At 40.9% G+C, this 8,077-nt stretch carries 9 protein-coding genes and 1 pseudogene; all 10 read left to right on the top strand.

Features of this window, described 5'->3' with window-relative positions; all coding sequences use genetic code 11:
* Nucleotides 1–150 precede the first annotated feature (150 nt).
* The 10 genes and pseudogenes from INF29_RS13465 to INF29_RS13425 all read left to right on the top strand — a co-directional run bounded on the left by INF29_RS13465 (nucleotide 151) and on the right by INF29_RS13425 (nucleotide 7,827).
* Nucleotides 151–456: a DUF4314 domain-containing protein gene (locus INF29_RS13465; protein ID WP_072852766.1), complete on the top strand. Its 306-nt coding sequence runs from the start codon at nucleotides 151–153 to the stop codon at nucleotides 454–456.
* Between the two features lie 14 nt (nucleotides 457–470).
* Entirely contained in the window at nucleotides 471–836 is a 366-nt protein-coding gene (locus INF29_RS13460) for a DUF7768 domain-containing protein (protein WP_193487199.1), read from the top strand.
* Between the two features lie 17 nt (nucleotides 837–853).
* Complete coding sequence (locus INF29_RS13455; RefSeq protein WP_193487197.1) at nucleotides 854–1,180, top strand: hypothetical protein; 327 nt, start codon at nucleotides 854–856, stop codon at nucleotides 1,178–1,180.
* Nucleotides 1,116–1,709, top strand: a complete 594-nt coding sequence (locus INF29_RS13450) for a hypothetical protein (RefSeq protein ID WP_072851214.1) — start codon at nucleotides 1,116–1,118, stop codon at nucleotides 1,707–1,709. The genes INF29_RS13455 and INF29_RS13450 overlap by 65 nt, the downstream gene beginning before the upstream one ends.
* A complete protein-coding gene (locus tag INF29_RS13445) occupies nucleotides 1,706–3,517 on the top strand; it encodes a VirB4 family type IV secretion system protein (protein WP_193487195.1) in 1,812 nt (603 codons plus the stop codon). The genes INF29_RS13450 and INF29_RS13445 overlap by 4 nt, the downstream gene beginning before the upstream one ends.
* 61 nt (nucleotides 3,518–3,578) lie before the next feature.
* Entirely contained in the window at nucleotides 3,579–3,914 is a 336-nt protein-coding gene (locus INF29_RS13440) for an LPD28 domain-containing protein (protein ID WP_193487193.1), read from the top strand.
* Nucleotides 3,915–3,936: 22 nt separating this feature from the next.
* Nucleotides 3,937–4,818 (top strand): C40 family peptidase, encoded by an 882-nt coding sequence (locus INF29_RS13435; protein WP_193487191.1) that lies wholly within the window; start codon nucleotides 3,937–3,939, stop codon nucleotides 4,816–4,818.
* Between the two features lie 619 nt (nucleotides 4,819–5,437).
* Nucleotides 5,438–7,234: a reverse transcriptase domain-containing protein gene (locus tag INF29_RS13430; RefSeq protein WP_193487189.1), complete on the top strand. Its 1,797-nt coding sequence runs from the start codon at nucleotides 5,438–5,440 to the stop codon at nucleotides 7,232–7,234.
* A 117-nt stretch (nucleotides 7,235–7,351) separates the two neighbouring features.
* Nucleotides 7,352–7,456: pseudogene (locus tag INF29_RS15275) on the top strand (C40 family peptidase); the annotation flags it as partial.
* A 17-nt stretch (nucleotides 7,457–7,473) separates the two neighbouring features.
* Complete coding sequence (locus INF29_RS13425; protein WP_193487188.1) at nucleotides 7,474–7,827, top strand: hypothetical protein; 354 nt, start codon at nucleotides 7,474–7,476, stop codon at nucleotides 7,825–7,827.
* Nucleotides 7,828–8,077 lie beyond the last annotated feature (250 nt).

The raw sequence follows: 8,077 nt of genomic DNA, 5'->3' as shown, positions 1-8,077 counted from the left end.
AGGGTAGCAGATAATCATACCACCAAGGCTTGAACGAAGTGAAAGCCAGCGTCATTTAGGCGCTGGCTCTTAATAAGCCCTTATAGGGCTAGTGCAAACCACGTCTTTTAGGCGTGGTTATGATTTTGTTAGATGAAAGGAAGAATTTTCATGAATTGGGCAGACAAAGGGAGAAGAATGGCGGAAAGAGCAAGAGAACTGTTCCCACCAGGCACAAGAATTCAGCTGATCCACATGGATGATCCATATAATCCAGTGCCTGATGGAACAAGAGGAACGGTCAAGTTCGTGGATGATATGGGAACGGTATTTCCTGATTGGGATAACGGCAGAGGTCTTGGTGTGGTATACGGCGAGGACAGTTTCCGAAAGCTCACACCAGAAGAATTGTTGGAAGAACAGCAGAAAGAAGACATAAATCAAGACACAGATATGGGTATGAACATGGGAATGTAAGGGAGGTTTTTGAAATGAAACTGGTATATATCTGTTCTCCATTAAGAGGAGAACCGGAAAAAAACATAGCAAAGGCGAACGAATACGCCAGAGAAGAAGCAATGAAAGGCAACTGTGCCATCGCACCACATTGTGTTTTCACACAGTTTTTAGACGATGAAGTCCCGGAAGAACGCAGTCTGGGACAGGAAATGGGGAAAGCACTTCTTTGCAGGTGTGATGAACTTTTGGTTTGCGGCAGCATCATTTCGGAAGGAATGCGTGAGGAAATCAAAACTGCTTATGAGAACGGCATTGATGTTTTAGGCAGAGATTTGTCCATTGCGGATATAGAAGATGCGGTGTTTGGAGAAACAGAGCAGTGCTGTGAGATGGTATAGAAGGCAGGTGAGAAGCAATGTATATCTATCCAGAAAACCTGAAAGGTAAAAGCACCATGTTCCTTTGGACACTGCGAGATATGCTGATTATCATCATAGGTGCAGTCCTGTCAGCTGTCTTTGCGGCAACTCTGGACTGGATTGTGCCTGGTGTTCTTATTGGCGTGTTCGCCTTTTTGACACTGCGTATTGATAACGAACTGAATATCTCAGACTATATCCGCTTTGCCTTTCGATTTTTTGTGACAACACAACAGATTTTTTATTGGAGGTTTGCCGATGACAAAAATGAGAATTGGAAAGAAGAAATCTACCAGAGAAGAAATAGGCGCCAGAAATATTGATGCACTTGGTGTGGAAACATACGGCAATGAGTATCTGGTTTACTTTCTGGTACAGCCGGATAATATTGCGGTACTATCAGAAACAGCAGTAAAAACAAAAATCATAGCGATGTCCAGTGTCATCAAAGGACTGGACTCCATTGAGTTTTCCTGCATCAATTCCAGAGAAAACTTCGACCAGAACAAAATGTTTTACAAAGAGCGTCTGGAGGAAGAAGAAAGCCCCAAGGTACGAGAAATATTGGAAAAAGACCTGATCCATCTGGACAGGGTGCAGATACAGACAGCTTCCGCAAGAGAATTTTTGTTTATCCTCCGCTTTCGCAACTATAATCCGGAAACAAATGAGGTACAGACCGGTATCAGCAGAATGACAAAGCTGTTGAAGGACGCAGGATTTTCCTACCGCCAGGCAAGTAAGGAGGACATCAAAAGGCTGTATGCCGTTTACTTCGTCCAGAACATCACGCAAGTTTATTTCGATGACTATGACGGCGAGAGATTTGTAAAGGGGGATGCGTATCGTTGAAAATCAGCAGAACAAAGAAAACAAAAGTCTATATTCCCAAAACGGAAGAAGAAAAAGAGCAGGTCAGGATCAAAGAGTTTTTGGATATGTGTGCGCCTTCTGTGCTGAAGTTCTACCCTGATTACTATATCTGCGGCAGCAGTTTCAGAAGCACATGGGTGGTACGTGAATACCCAACAGATACAGAAGAACAAGCACTACTCAGGCATTTAGGTGACCGTTCAGGTGTTACACTGCGTGTCTATACCAGACACGTCACACCGGCGGAGGAAAGAAAAATCATTTCCAGCGCAGCCAGCAGGAACCGAATGAACCGTTCTTCGGGCAACATCCAAAAGGAGATTATTGCAGAGTCAAACTTAAACGATGTTATGAACCTGATCGCACAGATGCACAGGGACAGAGAACCATTGGTGCATTGTGCTGTGTTCATTGAAATATCAACGCCCACACTGGAGAAGCTGAAGGAAATGCAGGCGGAGGTGGAGGCAGAGCTGACACGCTCAAAGATATCTGTAGATAAATTATTTCTAAGACAGAAAGAAGGCTTTGAAAGTACACAGCCATGCGGAAACAATGCCTTTCATGAACAGTTCGAAAGAGTGATACCAGCAACCAGTGCTGCCAATCTCTATCCATTCAACTACTCTGGCAAAGCCGATCCGCAAGGCTTTTATATCGGGCATGATAAGTATGGAAGCAACCTTTTCATTGACTTTCAAAGAAGGACAGACGATAAAACCAATGCAAATGTTTTGATACTTGGCAATAGCGGACAAGGCAAAAGCTATCTCATGAAACTGCTCCTTTGCAACATGAGAGAAAGTGGCATGGATATCGTCTGCCTTGATCCGGAGCTGGAATATAAAGATTTGGCAGTCAACATGGATGGCTGTTATATCGACTTGATGGAAGGTGAGTACATCATCAATGTGCTGGAACCAAAACGCTGGGAGGAAGACAGTGGATCGGTGCTACCAAGGCATATCTCATTCCTCCGTGATTTTTTTCGTGCCTATAAAGACTTTACCAGTGCGGAAATCGATGTTCTGGAAATCTTTCTGGAGAAACTATACGAAAGCAAAGGCATTACAGATCATACTGACTTTTCAGGATTAAAACACACAGACTACCCTGTTCTGTCAGATTTATATCATCTGGCAGAACAGGAACTGAACCAATACGAAGAAAGAAGGGGGAATATCTATACCAGAGAAACGGTCAGGGATTTATGTTTGAAACTGAAATCCATCTGCATTGGTGCTGACAGCAAGTTTTTCAACGGACACACCAACATCACAAGCAATCGATTTATCTGCTTTGGCACAAAGGGCATTACAGACGCGGATACGGCAATACGAAACGCTATGCTGTTCAATGTCCTTTCTTTTATGTCTGATGCCCTGCTGTCCAAAGGGAATACGGCGGCATTTATTGATGAGCTGTACCTGTTTTTAACCAATATGACTGCCATCGAATACATCAGAAACGCCATGAAGCGTGTGCGTAAAAAAGGCAGTGCCGTCATCATTGCCAGCCAGAATATCGAAGACTTCAACAGAGCTGATGTGAGAGAAATGACAAAACCCATGTTTGCCATTCCAACACATCAGTTTTTATTTAACCCAGGAAATATCTCCAAGAAGGAATATATGGAAATGCTCAGGCTGGATGAGTGTCTGTTCGACCTGATCAGCAGTCCTTTAAGAGGTGTCTGTGTGTTCCGTCATGGCTCAGAAGTGTACCAGCTGGTAGTAAAAGCACCGCAGTATAAAGAGGATTTGTTCGGTAGTGCAGGAGGTAAGTAATGATAAATAAGAGAAACAACGAAATAATCTGAAATGAAAATCAGAGAAGGGAGAGATAAACATGATGGTAGATGCAAGGAATGAAGATTTTGAATTGGCGGAAATTGATGGGGAGCCGGTTATTTTTACCAATGCACGTATTGATCGAGATACGGTGCCTTTTGATTTATACTGCTATGATGTCAGAGAGTCAGAGGGCTTTAGTGGCGATCCAGTTACGCTGGAGAAGGTTGTTATTGTAAACCATTGGGGAACTGTTCTCTCAAAGAAACCGTTTCCCTTGGAAGATGATGCATACTATCCGTTGAAAGACGGCATCAATTATCTGGGAGCAACCTATACAATGGATGAGTTTATGGAAATGAATCCAGAAGACGAAATGGATGTTATGTTTTAAGAAATAAAAGAAGGTGAGGCAAATGGCAAGTCCTATGGCAGTTGCTGTTATGACGAAGAAAGCGTTGGAGCTGGCAGAAGACAAACGAGTGCGAACACTGCTGGCAAGTATTGCGGCAGGTATTGTAATTGTGATGCTGATACCGCTGCTGGTTATGGTTTCTATCTTCAATACACAAGCAGGATTCAGTCAGGAGGTTGCAAGAATCGTATTCGATGGAGGACCTATTCCAACGGATATTGATGCGGAACTATCCAAAGCCATGGAAGAAATGATTGATGCCTTTGAGGAATTGGATCAGACAATAGAATTATTGGAAGAAGATGGATTTGACGATATCAAAGTCAAGTCTTTTTTTTATATCCTCTATTTTACAAAGGATACAACAGACTTTGATGAAGAATTCTATGAAGGTTTTGCGGATTGTTTTGTGGGTGAAAAAGAAGATGACGAGATTTATGAGGAACTGGAAGATTACCTTTCCTATGCGTTTACGGAAACAGAAAAGGTGGAAATCCGAAATCTATATCTCTTTATCAAGTACGGATACTCTGCGACAGACAAAATTACAGGCATTCCTGGAGAAGCCTTCAATGATGAAACTTTTGCAAAACTCATGCAGGAAGCGACAAAATATATCGGCTTTCCTTACCAATGGGGCGGAAGCACACCGGAAACCAGCTTTGATTGTTCCGGCTTTGTGTGCTGGGTATATACCCATTCTGGAGTCCATAACCTGCCCAGAACAACAGCACAGCAGATTTATAACCAGTGTACACCGGTGTCAAAAGACGAGGTCAAGCCGGGGGATTTGGTGTTTTTTACAGGAACATATCAGAGCAGCAACCCTGTAACTCATATTGGAATCGTGCGTCCAGAGGGGCGAAAGTTAGAAGTAGATTAAAGAAAGGGGGACAGAAAAAAAGGCACTACCCCGTAAGATAACACGGGAAACCACCTGCCTAACCGAAAGGCGAAAGCTGTACGGGAAAATAGCACGGCAGGAAAGCAGAAAGTTGTTCAAAGACAATAGAACACGACTGAACTGCAAGGTTAAGTGAATATGAGGATAAAACTATATTTGTTGAATGTGAGTTCCAAACCTCTGTTATATGTGGACACAGGAAACTTGTCTGAAACCTGTGGTATGAGTAACGCTGAAAATAAATTCCTTTCAGTGGGTTATCAATGAACTCATACGGTACGCTGGAGAACCAGTAGTAACGGAACGAAAGCATATCCGACAATTCACACTAGCCTACTACTTTCGTCAACTGGAGATTACCTAAACCAGAATGCCAACAATGGCTATGCGTAATGCTCTTGTAGTGATAAATCACAAGGCTATGCTAAGTGAGATGACGCTGAAAATCTGGCAAGGTAACGGAGCTTTCATAGTAGTCTGAGAACCCTGAAAAGACAGGGAAAGCCGTAAAATCGGATACGGGAAAACCGTTCACATGGCGAAGGAAAGCAGTCTTAGCGAATTAAAATTAGAAATTGATTAGGGAGGAACACCTCAAATGAAACCAACAATGGAGATTTTAACCAAATTACAGGAAAATTCAAAAAAGAACCATGATGAAGTATTTACAAGGCTCTATCGGTATTTACTCCGTCCAGATATATACTATGTTGCATATCAACACCTCTACTCCAACAAAGGAGCAGGAACAAAGGGTGTAACAGACGATACAGCGGACGGTTTTAGTGAAATATATATTGAAAATATCATTGAAGCCTTAAAAAATGAAATGTATCAGCCAAAACCAGTACGACGTACATACATCAAAAAATCAAATGGCAAAATGCGTCCATTAGGACTGCCTATTTTTACTGATAAGCTGATACAGGAAGCAATACGCATGATATTAGAAGCAATCTATGAGCCTATTTTTTCAGACTACTCTCACGGTTTCCGACCAAAAAGAAGTTGTCATACTGCTCTTGCTCAAATAAAAAAAGAATTTACAGGAGCACGTTGGTTTATAGAGGGCGATATAAAAGGATGTTTTGATAACATCAATCATGCAATACTAGTGGAAATTATCAATCAGAAAATTAAAGATGCACGTTTCCTGAAACTCATTCGTTTATTCTTAAAGGCAGGTTATATGGAAGATTGGAAATACCACGAAACTTATAGCGGTTGCCCCCAAGGTGGTATCATTTCGCCTATTCTTGCGAATATCTACCTTAACGAATTAGACCGTCACGTAATGAAGATAAAGAAAGAGTTAGATTTGGCAATAAAGGCACATTATACACCAGAATATACAAAACTGGTAGGACTACGCAAAAGATTACACAACAAAATTAAAAATAGCAATGGTATAGAAAGAGAAAAGCTGATTGAAGAATATAAATCTGCAACAGCTCAAATGCTTAAACTACCAGCGAAACAATGTGACGACAAGAAAATAAAATATGTGCGTTATGCTGATGATTTCCTAATAGCTGTGAATGTCAATCGACAGGATTGTGAGAAGATTAAGCAAGAACTTACAGAATTTATAAGTACCACATTAAAAATGGAACTTAGTCAAGAAAAAACTCTGATTACACATAGTAATACTCCTGCTCGTTTTCTCGGATATACTGTCAGGGTACGACGTGACCAGCAGATTAAACCAAAAGGAAAATTTAAAACCCGTTCTATGAATAACAAGGTGGAATTGAATATTCCATTCAAAGACAAGATAGAGAAATTTCTATTTTTAAATGGAATTGTAAAGCAGAGGTCAGACAATGGAAGATTAGAACCTATACACCGACCACAACTGCTTAACAGGACAGATTTGGAAATAGTGACTATCTATAATGCAGAATTAAGAGGTATCTGTAACTTTTATGGATTGGCAAGCAATTTTAACAAGCTAATCTATTTTAATTATCTTATGGAATATAGCTGTTTGAAAACACTTGCAGGAAAGCACCGTTCCAAAGTTTCTAAAATCATAGCTATGTACAAAGATGGTACAGGCAAATGGGCTATTCCTTATGAAACCAAAACAGGAATAAAGAAAATGTATTTTGCTAATTATGCTGACTGCAAAGGAAAGAAGTTTACTGATATTATTCCGCAAACAGCTAAAAATTATTCCCATGATGTAACAACATTAGAAAGCCGATTAAAGGCGAAGCTATGTGAAGTATGTGGATGTACGGAAAGTGACAGATACGAAATCCATCACGTAAATAAGGTTAAAACCCTTAAAGGGAAATCAGAATGGGAAAAGATAATGATAGCCAAAAGGCGAAAAACAATCGTGGTATGCCACAAGTGTCACATGGCTATACATCATGGTGAAAAGAAATAACCTGTAGTGGAGCAAAGATGGAGAGCCGTGTGCATTGAGAAATGCAAGCACGGTTCGGGGAGAGGACTGCACAAACCTACCTTAGAAATAAGGAAAGGCGGTGCTTTCCTACTCTACTATGTTGGGGACAATCAAATGCTGCATTGCGGCGATCCCATCGGCTATGCAAACTTGGGGAATCCCTATTGGGTGAAGCATTTTTATGGGTTTGGCAGATTGTAAAGGAGTGTGAAAAAAGTATGATTGAAAAAATCACAGTAGAAGAATTGAAACAGATGCAGGAAAAGGAAGGCATTGTTTTTCAAGGGTGCGGCGGAGAACTGCAGGAATGGGAAGATGGTGTCAATGAGTTATTGACAGAGTCTGGCATCCTGTTGGATGGTGATACGTTCAAAAATGTATATGCTTTTGAAAATGAAGGACTGACCAATCTGTTTTTTGATATGGAGGGTGTCAAACTAAATATGGGTAAACTGGCGATTTGGCGAATCAATACCCATCAGCAGTTTGGCGGTACATGGCTCAGTGATTACCTCGCAAATAAATTTGAAATGGGAGAAGAATTGAAATCTTCTATGGAGCCGGAGTTTTAGGGAAATGGACATGTGGATTAAAAAAGAATCTCCACTCTGTTTATGATGAAGTATATCAATCAGGATAAAGAAGGCGGTGATAAAAATTCACTGCCTTCTTTTTACTGCCTTTATATTAGATTTGAGACCGTTTCAAGTTTTGTGTAAAGTGAATAAACTGATATAAGATATGTCATTAGTTACTTTGGGCAGAGCCTATTTTTTTGAGGTTCTGCCTTTGTCTGTATTATAATGCAGTTTCCGGACATGT

The sequence above is a fragment of the Anaerotignum lactatifermentans genome (genome assembly GCF_014982935.1).
In the GTDB taxonomy this organism is placed as follows: domain Bacteria; phylum Bacillota; class Clostridia; order Lachnospirales; family Anaerotignaceae; genus Anaerotignum; species Anaerotignum lactatifermentans.
This window is presented reverse-complemented; position numbering and strand designations above follow the sequence as displayed.

Bases quoted from the DNA above. Each gene is read 5' to 3' on its own strand.
- INF29_RS13465 (WP_072852766.1), top strand. From the start codon at position 151: ATGAATTGGGCAGACAAAGGGAGAAGAATGGCGGAAAGAGCAAGAGAA.
- INF29_RS13460 (WP_193487199.1), top strand. From the start codon at position 471: ATGAAACTGGTATATATCTGTTCTCCATTAAGAGGAGAACCGGAAAAA.
- INF29_RS13455 (WP_193487197.1), top strand. From the start codon at position 854: ATGTATATCTATCCAGAAAACCTGAAAGGTAAAAGCACCATGTTCCTT.
- INF29_RS13450 (WP_072851214.1), top strand. From the start codon at position 1,116: ATGACAAAAATGAGAATTGGAAAGAAGAAATCTACCAGAGAAGAAATA.
- INF29_RS13440 (WP_193487193.1), top strand. From the start codon at position 3,579: ATGATGGTAGATGCAAGGAATGAAGATTTTGAATTGGCGGAAATTGAT.
- INF29_RS13435 (WP_193487191.1), top strand. From the start codon at position 3,937: ATGGCAAGTCCTATGGCAGTTGCTGTTATGACGAAGAAAGCGTTGGAG.
- INF29_RS13430 (WP_193487189.1), top strand. From the start codon at position 5,438: ATGAAACCAACAATGGAGATTTTAACCAAATTACAGGAAAATTCAAAA.
- INF29_RS13425 (WP_193487188.1), top strand. From the start codon at position 7,474: ATGATTGAAAAAATCACAGTAGAAGAATTGAAACAGATGCAGGAAAAG.